Genomic DNA, 20,408 nt, shown 5'->3' with positions numbered 1-20,408 from the left:
GCGTAGGTGTCGGCGCCATCTGGAACAAAGGTTCGATCCTGATCACCGCTGCCAACTTCGCCGCCCTGGCCGGTAACGTCGGCGGCAGCGGCGTGGGTGGGACGAGTGCGGGCACCGCGGGTGTTTCGCCGGCGTCGGTGGCCAACGTCTACGGCGATGGCGGCACCATCAACACCAACTATGTGCCGGACGAGACGCCGCCCACCGCGACCGTCGTGGTGGCCAATACCAACCTGAACTCCGGTGGCACATCGACGGTCACCATCACCTTCTCCGAAGCCGTGACCGGCCTTACCGCGGCGGACCTGACGGTGCAGAACGGCACCGTCGGCACTTTGACCACTGGTGACGGCGGCATCACCTGGACCGGGACGTTGACCGCGGCCAGCAACATCGCCGACACCACCAACATCATCACCCTGAACAATACCGGCGTTGCCGACCTGGCCGGCAATGCCGGCGTGGGCACCACCGACTCGAACAATTACATCGTCAATGACACGGTGGCGCCCACGGCGTCCATCGTGGTGAGCGACACGGCCCTCAGGATTGGCGAGACCTCGACGGTCACCATCACCTTCTCCGAGGCCGTTTCCGGCTTTACCACGGCCGACATGACGGTGGCCAACGGTACGCTCAGCGGCCTGAGCACCAGCGACGGTGGCATCACCTGGACGGCCACGCTGACGCCGGATGCGGCGATCACCGATACCTCCAATCTCATTGTCCTGAACAATACGGGCGTGGCGGACCTCAATGGCAACGCTGGCGTGGGGACGACCAACTCCAACAACTACGCCATCGACACGCAACGCCCGACCGCCACCATCGTGGTGTCTGACACCGCGCTGCGCATCGGTGAAACCTCCGTGGTGACCATCACCTTCACCGAGGCCGTGAGTGGTTTCACCACCGCCGACCTGACGGTCGCCAATGGCACGGTCACCGGCCTGAGCAGCAGCGACGGTGGTATCACCTGGACCGGGACGCTCACCCCGAGCGCCAGCATCGATGACACCAGCAACCTGGTCACCTTGACCAACAGCGGCATTGCCGACCTGTCCGGGAACGCCGGCAGCGGGACCACCGACTCCAACAATTACGCCGTCGACACGTTGCGTCCGACCGCCACCATCGTGGTGGCCGATACCGCGCTGAACATCGGTGAAACGTCCCTGGTCACGATCACCTTCAGCGAGGCCGTCACGGGCTTCACCCTGGCGGACATGACCGTTGCCAACGGCTCCTTGAGCGGGCTGAGCAGCAGCGACGGCGGCATCACCTGGACCGCGACGCTCACCCCGAGCGCCAGCATCAGCGATGCCACCAACCTGATCATCCTGGCCAATACCGGTGTGGCGGACGCGGCGGGCAACACCGGCAGCGGCACCACCAGTTCCAACAACTACGCGGTCGACACGCAGCGGCCAACCGCTAGCATCGTTGTAGCCGACACCTCCCTGAGCGTTGGCGAAACCTCCCTGGTGACCATCACCTTCAACGAGGCGGTGACAGGCTTTACCACCGCCGACCTGACGGTCGCCAACGGCACGGTCACCGGCCTGAGCAGCGGCGACGGCGGCATCACCTGGACCGGGACGCTCACGCCAAGCGCCAGCACCAGCGACACCAGCAACCTCATCACCCTGGATAACACCGGCTTGACTGACGCGGCGGGCAACGCCGGCAGTGGCACCACCGACTCCAACAACTACGCCATCGACACCGCGCGTCCGACCGCCACCATTGTGGTCGCCGACACGGCCATCGCCGCTGGCGAAACATCGGTGGTGACGATCACCTTCAGCGAGGCGGTGACTGGTTTCACCCTGGCCGACCTGAGCGTCACCAACGGTAGCCTGAGCGGCCTGAGCACCAGCGACAACATCACCTACACCGCGACCTTCACACCGAGCGCGGGCGTCAGTGATGCCACCAACCTGGTCACGCTCAATAACACCGGCGTAGTGGACGGCGCGGGCAATACCGGCAGCGGCACCACCGACTCCAACAACTACGCCGTCGACACCCAGCGTCCGACCGCCACCATCGTGGTCGCCGACACGGCGCTGAGCGTCGGCGAAACCTCGCTGGTGACCATTACCTTCTCCGAGGCGGTCAGCGGCTTCGACAATTCGGACCTGAGCATCGCCAACGGCACGCTGAGTGCGGTCAGCAGCAGTGATGGCGGCATCACCTGGACCGCCACCTTCACCCCGGCCCTCGGGGTCAGCGACACGTCCAACCTTATTGTCCTGAACAACACCGGGGTCAACGATGGGGCGGGCAACACCGGCACCGGCACCACCAGTTCCAACAACTATGCCATCGACACCAACGTGCCGACGGCGACCATCGTGGTGGCCGATACGTCCCTGAGCATCGGTGAAACCACCGTAGTGACCATCACCTTCAACGAAGCGGTGAGTGGTTTCGACAACAGCGACCTGACCATCAGCAACGGCACCCTGAGCACCATGAGCAGCACCGACGGCGGCGTCACCTGGACGGCCACGTTCACGCCGAGCGCGAGCATTTCCGATACCAGCAACGTGATCACCCTGGACAACACCGGCCTGATCAACGGTGCGGGCAACGCGGGTGTGGGCACTACCGACTCCAACAACTACGCCGTCGATACGGTGCGCCCAACCGCGACCATCGTCGTGGCCGACACGGCCATTGCCGCTGGCGAGACCTCGCTGGTGACCATCACCTTCAGCGAGGCGGTGACGGCGTTCACCAGTGCTGACTTGACGGTCGCCAACGGCGTGATCTCCGGGCTGAGCAGCAGCGACGGCGGCATCACCTGGACCGCGACCCTCACGCCGACCGCTGGCGTCACGGACACCAGCAACGTCATCTCGCTCAACAGCGGTGGCATCGTTGACGTGGCCGGCAACGCCAATGTCGGCACCACCGATTCGAACAACTACGCGCTGGACACTGAACGCCCCACCGCAACGATCGTGCTGGCCGATTCCAGCCTCAGTGTTGGCGAAACGTCGTTGGTGACCATTACCTTCTCCGAGGCGGTCAGCGGTTTTGACAATTCGGACCTGAGCGTTGCCAACGGCACACTCAGCGCCGTCAGCAGCAGCGATGGCGGCCTGACCTGGACCGCGGTGTTTACCCCGACCCTCGGCGTGCGGGACGCGACCAACCTGATCACCCTGAACAACACCGGCGTGAATGACGCGGCGGGCAATACCGGAACCGGTACCAGCAATTCCGCCAACTACGCCATCGATACGCAGGTGCCGACGGCGACCATCGTGGTGGCCGATACGTCCCTGAGCATCGGTGAAACCTCCGTGGTGACCATCACCTTCAACGAGGCGGTCAGCGGTTTCGACAACAGCGACCTGACCATCAGCAACGGCACCCTGAGCAATGTGTCGTCCTCCGACGGCGGCGTCACCTGGACGGCCACGTTCACGCCGAGCGCGAGCATTGCCGATACCAGCAACCTGATTACCCTGGACAATACTGGTGTCATCAACGTCTCAGGCAACGCCGGCGTCGGCACCACCGATTCGAACAACTATGCCATCGACACCGTGCGCCCAACCGCGACCATCGTCGTCGCCGACACCGCCATTGCCGCAGGTGAAACTTCGCTGGTGACCATCACCTTCAACGAGGCCGTGACCGGCTTCACCGACGCCGACCTGAGCGTCGCCAACGGTACCCTCAGCGGGCTGAGCAGCAGCGACGGCGGCATCACCTGGACCGCGACCTTCACGCCTGCCGCTGGCATCACCGACACCAGCAATCTCATCACCCTCGCCAACAGTGGCGTCGCCGACCTGGCGGGCAACACCGGCAGCGGCACCACCGACTCGAACAACTACAGCGTCGACAGCCAGCGTCCGACCGCCACCATCGTGCTGAGCGATTCGGTGTTGAAACCGGGTGAAACCGCGCAGGTGACCATCACCTTCAGCGAGGCAGTGACCGGTTTCAGCAACGCGGACCTGAGCGTTGCCAACGGCACCCTGAGCGCCGTCAGCAGCAGCGATGGCGGCCTGACCTGGACCGCGACCTTCACGCCGACCCTGGGCGTGACCGACGCCAGCAACCTGATCATCCTGGACAATACCGGCGTGAGCGATGCGGCCGGCAATACCGGGACAGGCACCACCGATTCGGCCAATTATGTGGTCGAGACGCAGGTACCGACGGCCACGATTGTGGTGGCCGACAGTGCGCTGCAGATAGGGGAAACCTCGCAGGTCACTATTACGTTCTCGGAAGCGGTGAGTGGTTTCGACAACAGCGACTTGACCATCAGCAACGGCACGCTCAGCAATGTGTCGTCCACCGACGGCGGCGTCACCTGGACGGCCACGTTCACGCCGAGCGCCAGCATCACCGACACCAGCAACCTGATCAGCCTGGACACCAGCGGTGTGGTCAACGCCTCGGGCAACAGCGGTGTCGGCGTGGTGGACTCCAACAACTACGCGATCGACACGGTTCGCCCTGGCGCCACCATCACCGTGGGCGACACCACCCTGGGCATCGGCCAGAGCACCACCGTGACCATCAGCTTCACCGAGGCGGTGTCCGGTTTCGACTTGTCGGATCTGAGTGTCGCCAATGGCGTGTTGTCCAACCTTGCCAGCAGTGACGGTGGCCTGACCTGGACCGCGACCCTGACGCCGACTGCCGGCGTCAACGATGCCACCAACCTGATCCTGCTCGACGCCAGCAATGTGCAGGACCTGGCCGGCAACGCCGGCGTGGGCATCGCGATTTCCGCCAACTACGCACTCGACGCCACCCGGCCGACGGCAACCATCGTGGTCGCCGACCCGAACCTGACGGTGGGCGAGACGACCCAGGTGACCTTCACCTTCAGCGAAGCGGTGACGGATTTTGACCTGTCGGACCTCAGCGTCACCAACGGTGAACTGACCAACCTGGCCACCAGCGATGGCGGCAGGACCTGGACCGCGACGTTCACACCAACGGTGAATCTCACCGACCCGAGCAACTTCATTGCCCTGGACACCAGCAACATCAGCGACCTGACGGGCAACGCCGGGGCCAGCGTGGCGGTGTCCAACAACTATGCGATCGACACCGTGGTGCCCAACGATGTGAAGCCGCCACCGGAGTTCCTGACGTCCGACCCGGTCACGGTTATCCCGCCGTCAGAGGTGCCGTTGCAACCGATCGTCTTTACCCCGCCGACCGGCAACCTGGGTTCGCCGCTGGGCTTCCCACCGTTGTTCGAGCAACGGGACGTGGGCGGGGGCCTGCGACCGATTGGGGATATTTTCATCAACCAAGGCGCACTGGCGCCGAGCTATATCGCCCAGGTTTTCAGCAGTGACGCTGCCGGCGATGGCAGTGGCCAGGGGTTCCTGGGCTTTGGTGGGGGCGATGGCGGGGTGTTCGGCAGCAGCACCATTTCGAGCCTGTTCAGCCAGGACTCCGCTTCCGAGGGCGAATCGATGGAGGCCTTCGGTAACCAGTCGATGCAGGGCGGCGATGCGTCCCAAGGGCTGCGCGGGATGTTTGGGGCGCCCACCCTGGGTCAGCAGCTGCAACAGCTCAAAGACACTGAACAACGTCAGGTCGATAGCCTGGCAACCGCGTTACGACAGGTCGGCATCAGCCAAGTGCAGGCCTGAATTCTAAAAAATATTGGGGCAGCCAGGGGCAATCCAGGGAATGAATAGAAGTCAGAAGTTATTCGGTATGAGTTTGCTGGCGTTGGTGGTGAGTGGATGTGCGGTCACCAGCGATCCGATCGAGCGTAGCGTCAGCGAACAGCGCGCTCGAACTGACCTGCAGAACATGTACAAGGATCAGGAGCCGCTCAGCGGCCCACTGACCCTGCACCAGGCCATGGCCCGGGCGGTGAAGTACAACCTCGAAGGCCGCTTGAAGATCATGGAGGAAGCCCTGGCCAAGCGTCAGCTGGACCTGGCCAGTTTCGACATGCTGCCGCGCATGGCCCTGGACGCCGGCTACGTGGGCCGTAACAACGTCAGTGCTTCCAGCAGCCAGAGCGTGGAAACCGGTACCCAGTCCCTGGAGCCGTCGACCTCCCAGGACCGCGACCGCGAGGTGGCGGACCTGACCATGGTCTGGAACGTGCTCGATTTCGGCGTGAGCTACATCAGCGCCAAGCAGGCCGGGGACCAGCGGTTGATCGTGCAGGAGCGCCGGCGCAAGGTGATCAACACCATCGTCCAGGACGTGCGTTCGGCCTACTGGCGCGCCATGGCCGCCGAGCGCCTGCTCAAGCAGATCGACAGCCTGATGGTTCGGGTCGAGGCGGCGCGTGACAACAGCCAGAGCATGAGCGAACAGCGCATCGGTGACCCGGTGCAGGCCTTGGGTTACCAGCGCTCGCTGATCCAGGCCACCCGCCAGCTGGAAGAGCAGCGCCGAGCGCTGTCCCTGGCCAAGACCGAACTGGCGACCTTGATCAACCTGCCCTTGGGTACCGAGCTGACCCTGGCGACTCAGGATGAATACACCATCCCGGAACTCAAGGTCGACCTGGCCCGTCTCGAACAGGAAGCCCTGGCCAGCCGTCCGGAACTGCGCGAGCAGGATTACCAGACCCGCATCACCGCCGCCGAAACCCGCAAGGCCATGCTGCGCCTGCTGCCGGGGCTGGAGTTCTCCGCCGGCGGGCATTACGACAGCAACTCGTTCCTGGTGGAGCAGGGCTGGGCCGACTATGGCGTGAAAGTCACCTGGAACCTGTTCAACGTGATTTCCGCCCCGGCGGCCATCGACGTGGCCAAGGCCGGTGAAGAAGTGGCGTCGGCGCGGCGCCAGGCGATGTCGATTGCCGTGCTGGCGCAGTTGTACGTGGCCAATGCCAACTATCGCGAAGCGCTGCGCCAGTTCAAGACCAGCCAGCAACTGGCGGACATCGACGGGCAGATTGTCGGTCAGTTGCGCAGCCGTCACCAGGCTGCCGGCATTGGCGAGCTGGACCTGATCCAGGGTGAACTGAACACCCTGCAGGCCGATCTGCGCCGGGACCTGGCTTATGCCGACATGCGCAACGCCTACGGGCAGATCTTCGCCAGCGCCGGCCTCGACCCACTGCCAAACGAAGTGCAATCGACCGAAGTCCAGTCGATCGCCACGGCGCTGGCTAACCGCGAAGCGGCCTGGGCCCAGGGCGATATCACCGTGCCGAAGACGGCCGCGGTGACTCAATAACCGGGCGCTGGCATGACGCGTCCGGCGTTTTCCCGGCTGCCGGTGGCGGTGAACCTGCCGTTGCTGTTGCAGGCATTGGCGGCCATTGAAGACGAGCGCTGGCAGGGGCATTTCAACAGTGCCTATTACAGCGGCGACTGGAGCGGTGTGGCGCTGATCTCGGCGGCCGATGCCGTCACTGAGCTGTCGCCCGGGTACGGCCAGCCGCTGCATCGCGCGCCTTGGTCAACGGACGGCCGCTGGCATGAAGCGTTGCGCGACTGGCCCCTGGAAATCGTCTCGGCCCGGCTGCTGCGGCTCGGGCCCGGCGGGTGCATCCACGAACATCGCGACTATGACCTGGGCGGGCCGGACGCTGACCTGCGCCTGCACGTGCCGTTGCTCAGTTCGCCTGGCGTGGACTTCTTCCTGGATGGGCAAATCATTGCGATGGCGGCGGGCGAGTGCTGGTTCCTCGACTTGGCACGACCTCATCGGGTTGTGAATCGAAGTGCTCATTCGCGGGTTCACCTGGTACTCGATTGTCGTCCCGGGCCGTGGCTGGCCCAGCAGATTGCCGATGGTCTGCCGACCACACCCGCCCCGGGCGTCGGACCAAGCGACTTTGTCCGTTTTCGGCAGCGCGTGGAAACGGATCCTCATCTCGCCCGAACCTTGCAGAGCCTGCCTGACCTGGACGCTTTCATTGACTCTGCCCTGGCGCTGGGGGCCGAACAAGGGCTTCATTTCACCCGGGAGGAGTTGCGGGCTGCGATGCGCACCGGTCGCCAGCAGTGGAGAAACCAGTGGAAGACCTGAATCTGCAGGGCTGGTTGCCGATCCGCGTATGGCAAGAGGCCGGGCTGTGGCGGGTCGATTGGTGCTGGTTTGGCGACGCGCGACTGTCGCAGCCATTCTTCGGCGACGCCGTGGAAGACGCCCTGCGCTTGCCCTTCAACCAGGCGTTTCGCCGCCAGATACCCTTGGACGTGCTCGGGCAGTGGCAACGACAAAGCCCGGGCCTGGCGCCCAGTGCGTTCATTTTCCATGCGTCCCGGTGTGGCTCGACATTGATCAGCCAGATGCTTGCCCAACTGGACGATCACATCGTCATTTCGGAACCACCGCCCCTGGATACGTTGCTGCGCAGTGATCTGCCGCCTGCCGAGCGGTGCGTGGCGCTCAAGGGCTTGATGTCGGCCTATGGGCAGCGCCGCCGAGGCGTGGAGCAACGCCTGGTGGTCAAGCTCGACGCCTGGAACATCGGTGAGCTGGCGCTGCTGCGTGAGTGTTTTCCCGACACACCTTGGTTGTTCCTGTACCGCGATCCCTTGGAAATCGCCGTCTCCCATCTGCGTCGTCCTGGCATGCACATGGTGCCTGGGATGATCGGAACAAGTGTCCTGGACGACGGATTACCGTTCAGCAGCCCGGAAGATTTCATCTCGCGTCGGGTGGGGCGGTTGTTGGCGACGGGTTTGGAACACTGTCAGGCATTTGCTGGAATGGCGGTCAACTACACCGAACTGCCCGAGGCGATGACGGGCCGGCTGGCGGCGTTTTTCCGGCTCGATGAGGGGCAAGGCAGGCAAGTGTTCGCCGCGGTTGGGCAGCATGCCAAGCAACCGGCGCAGACGTTTGTTGGCGATAGCGAGGACAAGCGCCTGGAGGCTTCGGCGTTGTTGCGTGAGCGGATCCTGCGCTGGGCGCAGGGGCCTTATGAAGCACTCGCAACATTGCACTGTGGCGAGGGGACCTAGCGAAATGTTGCACCGCCCCGCTGTGGGAGCAAAGCTTGCTCGCGAAACAGGCGCCTCGATTTCTGAAAGACCGCATCGCCGCCATCGCGGGCAAGCCCTGCTCCCACAGTGGGCAGTGCGTGCCTTGTCTGCAATGCATCAGGACTTGTTGGGCGACAACTCCGCCATCCCCTTGAGCAATTCAATCGGCAAGGGGAAGACGATGGTGGAGCTTTTATCCCCGGCAATCGAGCCCAGTGTCTGCATGTAGCGAAGTTGCATGGCGCCTGGCTGGCGGCCGAGCATTTCGGCGGCCTGCATGAGTTTTTCCGAGGCTTGCAGTTCGCCTTCGGCGTGGATCACCTTGGCCCGGCGTTCGCGCTCGGCTTCGGCTTGGCGGGCGATGGCGCGGATCATTGATTCGTTGAGGTCCACGTGCTTGATCTCGACATTTGCCACCTTGATACCCCAGGCATCGGTCTGGGCGTCGAGTACTTGCTGGATGTCGCCGTTCAATTGCTCGCGTTCGGCCAGCAGTTGGTCCAGGTCATGCTTGCCGAGGACCGCGCGCAAGGTGGTCTGGGCCAGTTGGCTGGTGGCCATGAGGAAGTTCTCGACCTGGATAATGGCTTTCTGCGGATCGAGCACGCGGAAATACAGCACCGCGTTGACCTTCACCGAGACGTTGTCGCGGGTGATCACGTCCTGGGGCGGCACGTCGAGGACAATGGTGCGCAGGTCGACGCGGATCATCTGCTGCACCACCGGAATCAGCAGGATCAACCCCGGCCCCTTGACTTGCCAGAACCGACCGAGCTGGAACACCACTGCTCGTTCGTATTCACGCAGGATCCGGAACGTCGCACCCGCCAGTGCGATCAACAGCAACAACAGTACTACAAAACCTATTTGCATGCCCATCTCATACCCCTCCAGAGTCAGCGGCGGCCACTTCCAGCAGCAACCCCTTGCGTGCGATGACCCGCACCGCTTGCCCAGACCGCAGCGGCGTCGCACTTGCCACCTGCCAGCGTTCGCCTTCCAACTGGACCCAGCCATGATGATGATTGCCGGCCTGCAACGCGGTCACCATCGTGACGCTGCCCAACAGCGCGGCATCGCCGCTGACGGGTTGGCGCGGTCGGGTTTTCAACGCACGGACCAGCAGGAAGATCAGCAGCAGCGCACTGATCAGGCCCAGGCCGAGCATCAGCGGAACCGGGACATCGGCGTTGGTCAGGATGACCGCGCCAATCACACACAGGACCATGCCGCCCAGCCCCGCGACGCCGTAATTGGGCAGCGCTGCCTCGAAGACCAGCAAGGCCACGCCAACGGCAACCAGCCAGAACCCCAGGGGATCGGTGCCCAGTGGCACGAGACCCTCGGCACCGAACGCAGGCCCGCTGATCGCCAGCAGTGCAACCGTCAACCAGTGAATGTTCACAGGACCCTCCGCAACGTGTATTCGTCGGGACGTTATTCAAAGTCTAGTCGAGTCGTGGGTTGATTGAATTTTGATCAGTATGGCGGTCATTCAGGGCTAGACTGCGGGAAAGAACCCAATCACCCGTCTTATCCTCAGGAGCCTCGCATGGAATCCCCGATCCACAGCCTGCCCGCGCTGTTCAAACAATTGGGCCTGTCTGATGACGCCGTTGATATCGACAAATTCATCGCGGCCCATTCCCCTCTCAAGCCTGAACTTCACTTGGCCGATGCGTATTTCTGGAACGAGGGCCAGCGGCAAATGCTGCGCGACGAAATCCTCGAAGATGCGGACTGGGCGGAAGTGATAGATCAGTTGGATGTGTTGTTGCGCAAGGGGCGTAGCGAGTGAGACCGACGCAATACCACAGAGTTGATTTGTTATTCCTTTAAAGAATTAACAAATATCTTCTTATTCCTTAAATAATATAGCTCTCCTCCTTATACTCGTCCGGGAACAGACACGCAGGAGAGCACCCATGCGCAACGAATCGATTCGCTACCTGATTGTGCCGGGCTGGCAAGGATCGCCGGAAAATCATTGGCAAACCCACTGGCAGAACAGCCTGCCCAACAGTGCCAGGGTCGAGCAGGCCGACTGGGTCACGCCTCGGCGTGAAGACTGGGTGGCGGCGCTGGCCGAGGCCGTGGCCGCCGACAGCACACCAGTGATCCTGATTGCCCATAGCCTGGGTTGCATCACGGTGGCCCATTGGGCCGCCACCGCGCCGGTGCAGTTCCTGCGGCAGGTGCGTGGGGCGTTGCTGGTGGCGCCGGCGGATGTCGAACGGCCGGCCTGCGCCCCGGCGCTGCGCAACTTCGCGCCGATTCCCACTGATCTGTTGCCGTTCCCAAGCCAAGTGGTCAGCTCCGACAACGACGCCGCCGTGAGCGCCCCGCGCGCCCTGGAGCTGGCGCGCAACTGGGGCGCCGAGGCCGGGATCCTGTCCGGGGCGGGGCATATCAACGTGAAGTCCGGTCATCAGCGTTGGGAGCAGGGTTTCGCTTACCTCTATCGTCTGCAAAACCGCATGGAGCATCACGCCCTGCGTCGCGCCTGAATTTTTAGCGCCCCCCGTCTCCCGGCGGTCTGGGGCGGGAGCCTGCCATGAGTTTGCATGAAACCTTCGGTCAGCCCTTGCTGACCTTTCCCGATGCGGAAAAAAGCCCCCTGAGCATTCGCGCCAAGGCGCTGGTGTTCGTCGACCCCCGTTCGCGGCAATTGCGCCAGGCATTGGAACAACTGGCGCCGCGTGCGATCTCGGTGCTGATACGCGGCGAAACCGGTAGCGGCAAGGAATTGCTGGCCCGGCATATCCACCGCGAAAGTGATCGCGGCGGGTTGTTTGTCTCGGTCAACTGCGGCGCGATCAGCCCGACTTACGCCGACGCTGAACTGTTCGGCTATGCCGCCGGTAGCTATAGCGGTTCGGCCAGTAGCCGGGCCGGTTGGTTTGGGTCGGCCAATGGCGGCACCCTCTACTTGGATGAAATCGGTGATTTGCCGCTGCCGATCCAGATCAAATTGCTGGCGGCTCTGGAAAACCATGAAGTCACCCGCGTGGGTGCGCATCAGCCCAGCCCGGTGGATGTCCGCCTGGTGGCAGCGACCAGCATCGACCTGGCACAAGCGGTGGCGGCCGGGAAATTCCACGAACGGCTCTACCACTACTTGAGCGAAGGCCAACTGGAACTGCCGGCCCTGCGCGAGCGGGTAGGCGATATCCTGTCCCTGGCCGAATATTTCCTGGGCATCTACAGCCAGCGACTCGGCCTCAGCGTGCCGCTGATCAGTGAAGCGGCGCAGTACGCCCTCGAGCGGCACAGTTGGCCGGGCAACACCCGCGAGCTGGAAAACGTCATTCACTTCGCGTTGCTGGTGAGCACGGGGGATGAGATTTTGCCGGAGCACTTGAATCTGCCGCCCCAGCCTTCAGCCTTGGAGCTGATTGATCAGCAGGTGGCGCAGGTCATTGCACAGGGTTCGGACGCCGAGCGCCTAGCCCTCAAGGCGCTGCTGAATCGACTGGAGCAAACGCTATAGGGCACACCTCGCCGGGCCTGCAGGAGCTGTGTAGGAACTGTGTAGGAGCTGTCGAGTGCAACGAGGCTGCGATCCTTCCCCAGACAATTGAGTCGCAAGCGAAAGATCAAGATCAAGATCAAGATCAAAAGATCGCAGGCTTCGCCAGCTCCTACACAGAGCGAGAGCAAGCTCCCTCGCCACAAAAGCGGTGCTTTTCTATATGAGTAAAATGAATATGAACTTGAATAAAAGATATTTTTAAGGAATAAAAAATATCGGTATTGTCCGCATCACGCCAGCGATAGCACTTCACTGGCACTCCACATTTGGCCGTCGTCCATGACGACCGTGATTTTCGATAAGGACACTGCATGAAAAAGGTTCTGTTGTTCACCGCATTGGCGGCAGCCCTGGCCTCGGGCCTGGCCCAGGCCGCGGAGAAACTGGTCGTGGCCGCCACCCCGGTGCCACACGCTGAAATCCTCGAGCTGATCAAGCCGGCCCTGGCCAAAGAAGGCGTGGACCTGGAAATCAAGGTCTTCACCGACTACGTCCAACCCAACGTACAGGTTGATCAGAAGCGCCTGGACGCCAACTACTTCCAGACCCTGCCGTACCTGACGAACTTCAACGAAGGCAAAGGCACTCATCTGGTGACCGTGATCGGCGTTCACGTCGAACCGTTCGGCGGCTACTCGAAGAAGTACAAGAAGCTGGCTGATCTGCCAAACGGCGCGACCATCGCGCTGCCCAACGAAGGCAGCAACAGCGGGCGTGCCCTGCTCCTGCTGCAGAAGGCTGGCCTGATCGAGTTGAAAGACCCGAAAAATGCGTTGGCAACCCCGAAAGATATCGCCAAGAACCCGCACAACTTCAAGTTCAAGGAACTGGAATCGGCCATGCTGCCGCGCGTGCTGGACCAGGTCGACCTGGACCTGATCAACACCAACTATGCCCTGGAAGCGGGTCTTAACCCGGCCAAGGATGCACTGGTGATCGAAGGCGCGGACTCGCCTTACGTCAACTTCCTGGTGGCCCGTCCGGACAACAAGGACAGCCCGGCCATCCAGAAACTGGCCAAGGCCCTGACCAGCCCTGAAGTGAAGGCGTTCATCGAGAAGAAATACAGCGGCGCGGTACTGCCGGCGTTCTGATTCGCGGGCTATATCCTTTCACGGTTTCAAACGCCGACGGCTGATACAGCGTCGGCGTTTTTTATTGTGGGAGCGAGCTTGCTCGCGATTCGGTTGATCAGGCGCAGATTAGTCCGGCCAATGCCACGCCGGTTCATCCAGCACCCGCTGCCCGACAATCCCGGTCTGCCCAAGCTCCTTTTCCAGCACGATGCAATTGCACTGCTCATCCTGCTCCAGGGCGGCGATCAGGCGCGTGGCGTGGGACACCACCCAGACCTGGCAATTGACTGAAGCACGGATGATCAGGCGCGCCAAGGCTGGCAACAGATCGGGGTGCAGGCTGGTTTCCGGTTCGTTGAGCACCATCAGCGAGGGTGGTCGTGGTGTGAGCAGGGCGGCCACCAGCAACAGATAGCGCAAGGTCCCGTCCGACAGTTCGGCGGCGGACAGCGGCCGCAGCAGGCCGTGCTGTTGAAACGCGATGGCGAAACGTCCGCCTTGCAGTTTCTCAATGCGCAGATGGGCACCGGGGAACGCGTCGCCGATGGCGGCATGCAAGGCCTCGACGTCACCGATTTCAAGGATGGTCTGCAACGCGGCGGCCAGATCGCGTCCGTCGTGGTGCAGCACCGGCGTGCGAGTGCCCAGTTGCGGTTGGCGCACCGGGGCGTCGGCGTCGCTGCGAAAATGATCGTAGAAGCGCCAGCGACGAATGAACTCGCGCATCTGCAGGACCTCCGGCGAGGTGCGCAGGCTGCCGACCTGGTCGAACAGGCTGTCGAAGGTCGGCGTGTGCTGGGCCAGCACATCCCAGGAACGACTTTCGCGGGCTCGGATCATCGGCCCGTTGCGGTCCACCAGCAGGCTGGCTGGCCGAAACACCGGGCCTGCCCAGAGGCATTCGCGCTTGATTTCAGGGTCCAGTGAAAACGCCGAACGACTGGGTTCCGGCAAGCCCAGGGCGATCGAATAGCTGAAGTCCTCCCCAGCGAAGCCCAGGCGCAGGCGCTTGGTGCCCTGGCGCACAATCGCCTGGACCGGCACCTCGCCGTTACGCATGCGCCGGCTGATTTCTTCCGGCCCGGCCCAGAAGGTCGAGTCCAGTCCGCCTTCGCGGGCCAGGGCGTTGACCACCCCGCCCTGGGCCGTCTCGGCCAACAGGCGCAGGGCGCGGTACAGATTGGACTTGCCGCTGCCGTTGGGACCGGTGATCAGGTTCAGCCGGCCCAGGGGGATGACCAGTTTGTTGATCGATCGATAGTTGGCCACCGCCAATGTCTTGAGCATGGGCAGACTCCTGCTGCATGGGTTCGTAGGAGCTGTCGAGCGAAGCGAGGCTGCGATCTTTCCGAACCCCATTGATTCTCAAGTGAAAGATCAAAAGATCGCAGCCTCGCTTCGCTCGGCAGCTCCTACAGGCGGCGATCAGTTTGCCTGATTTGCTGCACCCGTTGTATTCGTGGAACCCTGTTCTAAGCTCACAGTCGTATCGTCACTGGTACGTCCGTACAGCGCAAAGGAGTCTGCATGGCTGGTCCCCGAATCAAACTGGTCGTTGGCCTGGGCCTCTGTGCGCTGCTGGCCGGATGCGGTGATGACAAGCCTGTGGAAAAAGCCTTGCCGCGGGTTTTCGTGCAGCAAGCCGTGCCCAGCGAATACGCCGCTTCGGTGACCTTGACTGGCGATGTCCAGGCACGGGTGCAGGCTGACTTGTCGTTTCGCGTGGGCGGCAAGATCATCGAACGCAAGGTCGATGTCGGCGCCCGGGTCTCGGCCCGGCAAGTGCTGGCCCGGCTCGACCCCCGGGACCTGCAGACCAACGTCGACTCCGCCGAGGCTCAGGTGGCCGCCGAGCAGGCGCGAGTCAAGCAGAGTGCGGCGGCGTTCGTGCGCCAGCAGAAACTCCTGCCCAAGGGCTACACCAGCCAGAGCGAATACGACGCGGCCCAGGCCCAACTGCGCAGCAGCCAGAGTGCATTGAGCGCCGCCCAGGCCCAACTGGCCAACGCCCGCGAACAACTGAGCTACACTGCACTGATTGCCGAGGCCCCGGGCATCATCACCGCGCGCCAGGCGGAAGTCGGCCAGGTGGTGCAGGCCACGGAGCCGATCTTCAGCCTGGCCCGGGACGGCGAGCGCGACGCCGTGTTCAATATCTACGAATCGCTGTTGAGCGAACCGCCCTCGGACCCTGCAATCACCATCAGTTTGTTGGATAACCCCGCGATCAAGACCACCGGTACGGTGCGCGAAATCACCCCGGCGGTGTCGGCCCAGACCGGCACCGTGCAGGTCAAGGTCACCCTCAATGATTTGCCCGAAGGCATGCGCCTGGGCTCGGTGGTCAGTGCCACGGCCAAGTCCGCCGGCAAGACCGCCTTCGAGCTGCCTTGGTCGGCCCTGACCAAGAACCTCAGTGACCCGGCGGTTTGGCTGGTGGACGGCGAGGGCAAGGCGCAGTTGCAAACGGTGACGGTCGGCCGCTACCTGACCGGCAAGGTCATCATCAGCGATGGGCTCAAGGGTGGTGAGAAAATCATTATCGCCGGTGGGCAATTGTTGCACCCCGGCGTACGCGTCGAGATCGCTGAAAACACCGCTGGAAAAACCACGCAGGGGGCCCAACCATGAAGCGTTTGTGGATGGTCTCGGCCGGCCTCTTGCTGGCTGCCTGCTCCAAGGAAGAAGCGCCGCCCGAACCGGTGCGTCCGGTGTTGTCCGTTGAAGTCCGGACCCTCGACCAGCAGGCGCTTGGGCGGTTCGCCGGGAGTATCCAGGCGCGCTACGAGAGCAACGTGGGTTTCCGTGTGCCTGGACGGATCGCCAGCCGCAATGTCGATGTCGGTGCGCAAGTGAAGAAGGGCGACCTGCTCGCCACGCTCGACCCTACCGACCAGCAAAACCAGTTGCGCGCCGCCCAGGGCGATCTGGCGCGGATCGAGGCGCAGTACATCAATGCCCAGGCCAATGCCCGTCGCCAGCAGCAATTGTTCGACCGTGGCGTCGGCGCCCAGGCGCAACTGGACATCGCCCAGACCGACCTGAAAACCACTGGCGCCTCTCTCGAACAGGCCAAGGCCTCGGTGGAGCAGTCCCGCGACCAGCTCAACTACAGCGCGCTGCACACCGACCACGACGCCGTCGTCACGGCCTGGAATGCCGAAGCCGGGCAGGTGGTCACCGCCGGCCAGCAAGTGGTGACCCTGGCCCGCCCGGACATCAAGGAAGCAGTGATCGACCTGCCAGCCGGGCTGGTCGAGCGCCTGCCCACGGACGTGGTGTTCGAGGTTGCCGCGCAATTGGACCCGAACATCCACACCACCGCCACCGTGCGCGAGATCGAGCCCCAGGCCCAGAGCGCCACCCGTACTCGCCGCGCGCGCCTGACACTGACCGACACACCGCCAGGTTTTCGCCTGGGCACGGCCATCAGCGTGACCCTGAGCTCGACCATCGAACCACGCATCGAGCTGCCACTGAGCGCGCTGCAAGAGATCGACGGCAAGGCGCGCATCTGGCTGGTCGACCCGCAAACCCAGACCGTCTCGCCCCGTGACGTACGGATTCTCGAACGTTCGGCCAACTCGGTGCTGGTGGCCAACGGCATCAAGGCCGGCGATCGCGTGGTCAGCGCTGGGGTGAACAGTCTCCAGCCGGGGCAGAAAGTGAAACTCGACGAGGAAGCACGATGAAAGGGCCTTTCAACCTGTCCGAATGGGCCCTGCGGCATCAGTCGTTCGTCTGGTACCTGATGTTCGTGGCACTGCTGATGGGCGTGTTTTCGTACATGAACCTGGGGCGCGAAGAAGACCCATCGTTCACCATCAAGACCATGGTCATCCAGACCCGTTGGCCTGGCGCGACCCAGGAAGAAACCCTCAGGCAGGTCACCGATCGCATCGAGAAAAAACTCGAAGAGCTCGATTCCCTCGACTACGTCAAAAGCTACACCCGACCGGGAGAATCGACGGTGTTCGTGTACCTGCTCGACACCACCGGGGCCAAGGAAATCCCCGAGATCTGGTACCAGGTGCGCAAGAAGATCAACGACATTCGCGGCGATTTCCCTGACGGCTTGCAAGGGCCAGGCTTCAACGACGAGTTCGGCGATGTCTACGGTTCGGTGTACGCCTTCACCGGCGATGGCCTGTCGATGCGCCAGTTGCGCGACTACGTGGAACAGGTGCGCGCCGAGATCCGTGGCGTACCGGGCCTGGGCAAGGTCGAGATGGTGGGCGAGCAGGACGAAGTGCTGTACCTGAACTTCTCCACGCGCAAGCTCGCCGCGTTGGGGATCGATCAGCGTGAGGTCGTGCAAAGCCTGCAGACCCAGAACGCCGTGACTCCGGCAGGGGTGATCGACGCCGGGCCGGAGCGGATTTCCGTGCGTACGTCCGGGCAGTTCCAGTCGGAAAAGGACCTGGCCAACGTCAACCTGCGGCTCAACGACCGCTTCTATCGACTGGCCGACATCGCCGATATCAGCCGCGGTTACGTTGACCCTGCCACGCCGATGTTCCGTTTCAACGGTACACCAGCCATCGGCCTCGCCATCGCAATGAAGAAGGGCGGCAACATCCAGGACTTCGGCAAGGCGTTGCATGCGCGCATGAGCGAGCTGACCGCCGACCTGCCGGTGGGCGTTGGCGTGCATACCGTGTCGGACCAGGCCGAAGTGGTGGAGGAGGCGGTCGGCGGCTTCACCAGCGCCTTGTTCGAGGCGGTGATCATCGTCCTGCTCGTCAGCTTCGTCAGCCTCGGCGTCAGGGCCGGGTTGGTGGTGGCCTGCTCGATTCCGCTGGTGCTGGCGATGGTCTTCCTGTTCATGGAATACAGCGGCATCACCATGCAGCGGATTTCCCTTGGCGCGTTGATCATCGCCCTCGGCCTGCTGGTGGACGACGCGATGATCACCGTGGAAATGATGGTCACGCGCCTGGAAAAAGGTGACACCAAGGATCAGGCCGCGACGTTCGCCTACACCTCGACGGCGTTCCCGATGCTCACCGGGACCCTGGTGACCGTGGCGGGTTTCGTGCCCATCGGCCTGAACGCCAGTTCCGCCGGTGAGTACACCTTCACCCTGTTCGCGGTCATCGCCGTGGCGATGCTGGTGTCATGGATCGTCGCGGTGTTGTTTGCCCCGGTGATTGGCGTGCACATCCTCAGCACCAACGTGAAACCCCACAGCGCCGAGCCGGGGCGGATCGGCCGGGCATTCAACGGCGGCCTGCTGTGGGCGATGCGCAATCGCTGGTGGGCCATTGGCATCACCGTGCTGCTGTTCGTGCTGTCGGTGTTTTGCATGCGTTTCGTGCAAAACCAGTTCTTCCCGTCCTCGGACCGGCCGGAAATCCTGGTGGACCTCAACCTGCCGCAAAACGCCTCGATGGACGAGACCCGCCGGGCGGTCGATCGCCTGGAAGCGACCCTCAAGGGCGACCCGGACATCGAGCGCTGGAGCAGCTACATCGGCGAAGGCGCGATTCGCTTTTACCTGCCGCTGGACCAGCAACTGCAGAACCCGTACTACGCGCAACTGGTGATCGTCAGCAAGGGCCTGGAGTCGCGCACGGCCCTCACCGAGCGTCTGCAAAAGCGTCTGCGTGAGGATTTCGTCGGGATTGGCAGCTACGTGCAGGCCCTGGAAATGGGCCCGCCGGTGGGCCGGCCGATCCAGTACCGGGTCAGCGGCAAGGACATCGACCAGGTGCGCAAACATGCGATCGAACTGGCCACCGAGCTGGACAAGAACTCGCACATTGGCGAAATCATTTACGACTGGAACGAACCGGGCAAGGTGCTGCGCATCGACATCGCCCAGGACAAGGCGCGGCAGCTGGGCCTGTCTTCCGATGATGTGGCCAGGGTGATGAACAGCATTGTCAGCGGCTCGCCCGTGACCCAGGTCAACGACGATATTTACCTGATCGACGTGGTCGGCCGTGCCGAAGATGCCGAGCGTGGTTCGCCGGAAACCCTGCAGAACCTGCAAATCGTCACCCCGGGCGGCACCTCGATTCCGTTGCTGGCGTTCGCCACGGTGCGCTATGAACTGGAACAGCCCTTGGTGTGGCGTCGTGACCGCAAGCCGACCATCACCATCAAGGCCGCGGTGCGCGACGAGATCCAACCCACCGACCTGGTCAAGCAACTGCAACCGGCCATCGACACGTTCGCCGCCGGCTTGCCAGTGGGCTACAAGGTCGCCACGGGCGGTACGGTGGAAGAGAGCAGCAAGGCCCAAGGGCCGATCGCCAGTGTCGTGCCGCTGATGCTGTTCTTGATGGCGACCTTCCTGATGATCCAGCTGCACAGCGTGCAGAAACTGTTCCTGGTGGCGAGTGTCGCGCCTCTAGGATTGATCGGTGTGGTGCTGGCACTGGTGCCGACGGGCACGCCCATGGGCTTCGTGGCGATCCTCGGGATCCTCGCGTTGATTGGCATCATCATCCGTAACTCGGTGATCCTGGTGACCCAGATCGATGAATACGAACGTGACGGCTACGAGCCCTGGGATGCGGTGGTGGAAGCCACCGAACACCGGCGCCGACCGATCCTGCTCACGGCGGCCGCGGCGAGCCTGGGGATGATCCCGATTGCCCGGGAAGTGTTCTGGGGGCCGATGGCCTACGCGATGATCGGCGGGATCATCATCGCGACGCTACTGACGCTGCTGTTTCTGCCGGCGCTGTATGTGGCCTGGTACAAGATCCGCGAGCCGAAGCGTGATTGAATTGGCGTTAACTCATGGGGGCTGCTGTGCAGCCCATCGCGAGCAAGCTTTGCTCCCACAGTGGATCGTTGCGAGTTCAGAATTTTGAACTCACTGTAGATGTGCTG

At 63.0% G+C, this 20,408-nt stretch carries 14 protein-coding genes; 11 read left to right on the top strand and 3 right to left on the bottom strand.

The annotated features are described in order from the left end of the window. The 4 genes from B0E42_RS01035 to B0E42_RS01020 form a co-directional block, all read left to right on the top strand. Positions 1 to 5,642: S-layer family protein (locus tag B0E42_RS01035; protein WP_077505310.1), on the top strand; the 5,642-nt coding region annotated here is incomplete at its 5' end. Positions 5,643 to 5,682: 40 nt separating this feature from the next. Continuing rightward, a complete protein-coding gene (locus B0E42_RS01030) occupies positions 5,683 to 7,197 on the top strand; it encodes a TolC family protein (protein WP_077505308.1) in 1,515 nt (504 codons plus the stop codon). A gap of 12 nt (positions 7,198 to 7,209) precedes the next feature. After that, the gene (locus tag B0E42_RS01025; protein WP_077505306.1) at positions 7,210 to 7,995 is read left to right on the top strand and encodes an aspartyl/asparaginyl beta-hydroxylase domain-containing protein; all 786 of its coding nucleotides are present in this window, start codon (positions 7,210 to 7,212) and stop codon (positions 7,993 to 7,995) included. Beyond that, positions 7,983 to 8,936, top strand: coding sequence for a sulfotransferase family protein (locus B0E42_RS01020; RefSeq protein ID WP_077505304.1), 954 nt, complete (start codon positions 7,983 to 7,985; stop codon positions 8,934 to 8,936). The genes B0E42_RS01025 and B0E42_RS01020 overlap by 13 nt, the downstream gene beginning before the upstream one ends. Before the next feature lie 138 nt (positions 8,937 to 9,074). Here the strand turns inward: B0E42_RS01020 and B0E42_RS01010 are convergent, their stop codons facing one another. Continuing rightward, the gene (locus tag B0E42_RS01010) at positions 9,075 to 9,836 is read right to left on the bottom strand and encodes a slipin family protein (protein WP_014335987.1); all 762 of its coding nucleotides are present in this window, start codon (positions 9,834 to 9,836) and stop codon (positions 9,075 to 9,077) included. Position 9,837: 1 nt separating this feature from the next. Further along, positions 9,838 to 10,362, bottom strand: coding sequence for an NfeD family protein (locus B0E42_RS01005; protein ID WP_018608894.1), 525 nt, complete (start codon positions 10,360 to 10,362; stop codon positions 9,838 to 9,840). 147 nt (positions 10,363 to 10,509) lie between these two features. Here B0E42_RS01005 and B0E42_RS01000 point away from each other — a divergent pair, with 147 nt between their 5' ends. The 4 genes from B0E42_RS01000 to B0E42_RS00985 all read left to right on the top strand — a co-directional run bounded on the left by B0E42_RS01000 (position 10,510) and on the right by B0E42_RS00985 (position 13,583). Then, positions 10,510 to 10,755, top strand: a complete 246-nt coding sequence (locus B0E42_RS01000; RefSeq protein WP_018608893.1) for a DUF2789 domain-containing protein — start codon at positions 10,510 to 10,512, stop codon at positions 10,753 to 10,755. 127 nt (positions 10,756 to 10,882) lie between these two features. After that, positions 10,883 to 11,464, top strand: a complete 582-nt coding sequence (locus tag B0E42_RS00995) for an alpha/beta hydrolase (protein ID WP_053185010.1) — start codon at positions 10,883 to 10,885, stop codon at positions 11,462 to 11,464. A gap of 47 nt (positions 11,465 to 11,511) precedes the next feature. After that, positions 11,512 to 12,447 carry a sigma 54-interacting transcriptional regulator gene (locus B0E42_RS00990; RefSeq protein WP_018608889.1) on the top strand — a complete coding sequence of 312 codons (936 nt, stop codon included), beginning with the start codon at positions 11,512 to 11,514 and terminating at the stop codon, positions 12,445 to 12,447. Positions 12,448 to 12,800: 353 nt separating this feature from the next. Further along, positions 12,801 to 13,583 carry a MetQ/NlpA family ABC transporter substrate-binding protein gene (locus B0E42_RS00985; RefSeq protein ID WP_018608887.1) on the top strand — a complete coding sequence of 261 codons (783 nt, stop codon included), beginning with the start codon at positions 12,801 to 12,803 and terminating at the stop codon, positions 13,581 to 13,583. Between the two features lie 108 nt (positions 13,584 to 13,691). Here B0E42_RS00985 and B0E42_RS00980 read toward each other — a convergent pair whose 3' ends face one another. Beyond that, positions 13,692 to 14,852, bottom strand: coding sequence for an AAA family ATPase (locus B0E42_RS00980; protein ID WP_018608885.1), 1,161 nt, complete (start codon positions 14,850 to 14,852; stop codon positions 13,692 to 13,694). A gap of 240 nt (positions 14,853 to 15,092) precedes the next feature. Here B0E42_RS00980 and B0E42_RS00975 point away from each other — a divergent pair, with 240 nt between their 5' ends. From B0E42_RS00975 to B0E42_RS00965, 3 genes are read left to right on the top strand one after another with little or no spacing between them, the layout of a single operon-like run. Beyond that, positions 15,093 to 16,196 (top strand): efflux RND transporter periplasmic adaptor subunit, encoded by a 1,104-nt coding sequence (locus B0E42_RS00975; protein ID WP_077505300.1) that lies wholly within the window; start codon positions 15,093 to 15,095, stop codon positions 16,194 to 16,196. Continuing rightward, positions 16,193 to 17,257, top strand: coding sequence for an efflux RND transporter periplasmic adaptor subunit (locus B0E42_RS00970; RefSeq protein WP_077505298.1), 1,065 nt, complete (start codon positions 16,193 to 16,195; stop codon positions 17,255 to 17,257). Before B0E42_RS00975 ends, B0E42_RS00970 begins: the two co-directional genes overlap by 4 nt. Further along, a complete protein-coding gene (locus tag B0E42_RS00965; RefSeq protein ID WP_077505296.1) occupies positions 17,254 to 20,301 on the top strand; it encodes an efflux RND transporter permease subunit in 3,048 nt (1,015 codons plus the stop codon). Before B0E42_RS00970 ends, B0E42_RS00965 begins: the two co-directional genes overlap by 4 nt. Positions 20,302 to 20,408 lie beyond the last annotated feature (107 nt).

It is taken from the genome of Pseudomonas sp. A25(2017) (genome assembly GCF_002001065.1).
Lineage (GTDB): Bacteria > Pseudomonadota > Gammaproteobacteria > Pseudomonadales > Pseudomonadaceae > Aquipseudomonas > Aquipseudomonas kilonensis.
The sequence above is the reverse complement of the archived record's forward strand: the minus strand, read 5'-3'. Positions and strand labels throughout refer to the sequence as shown.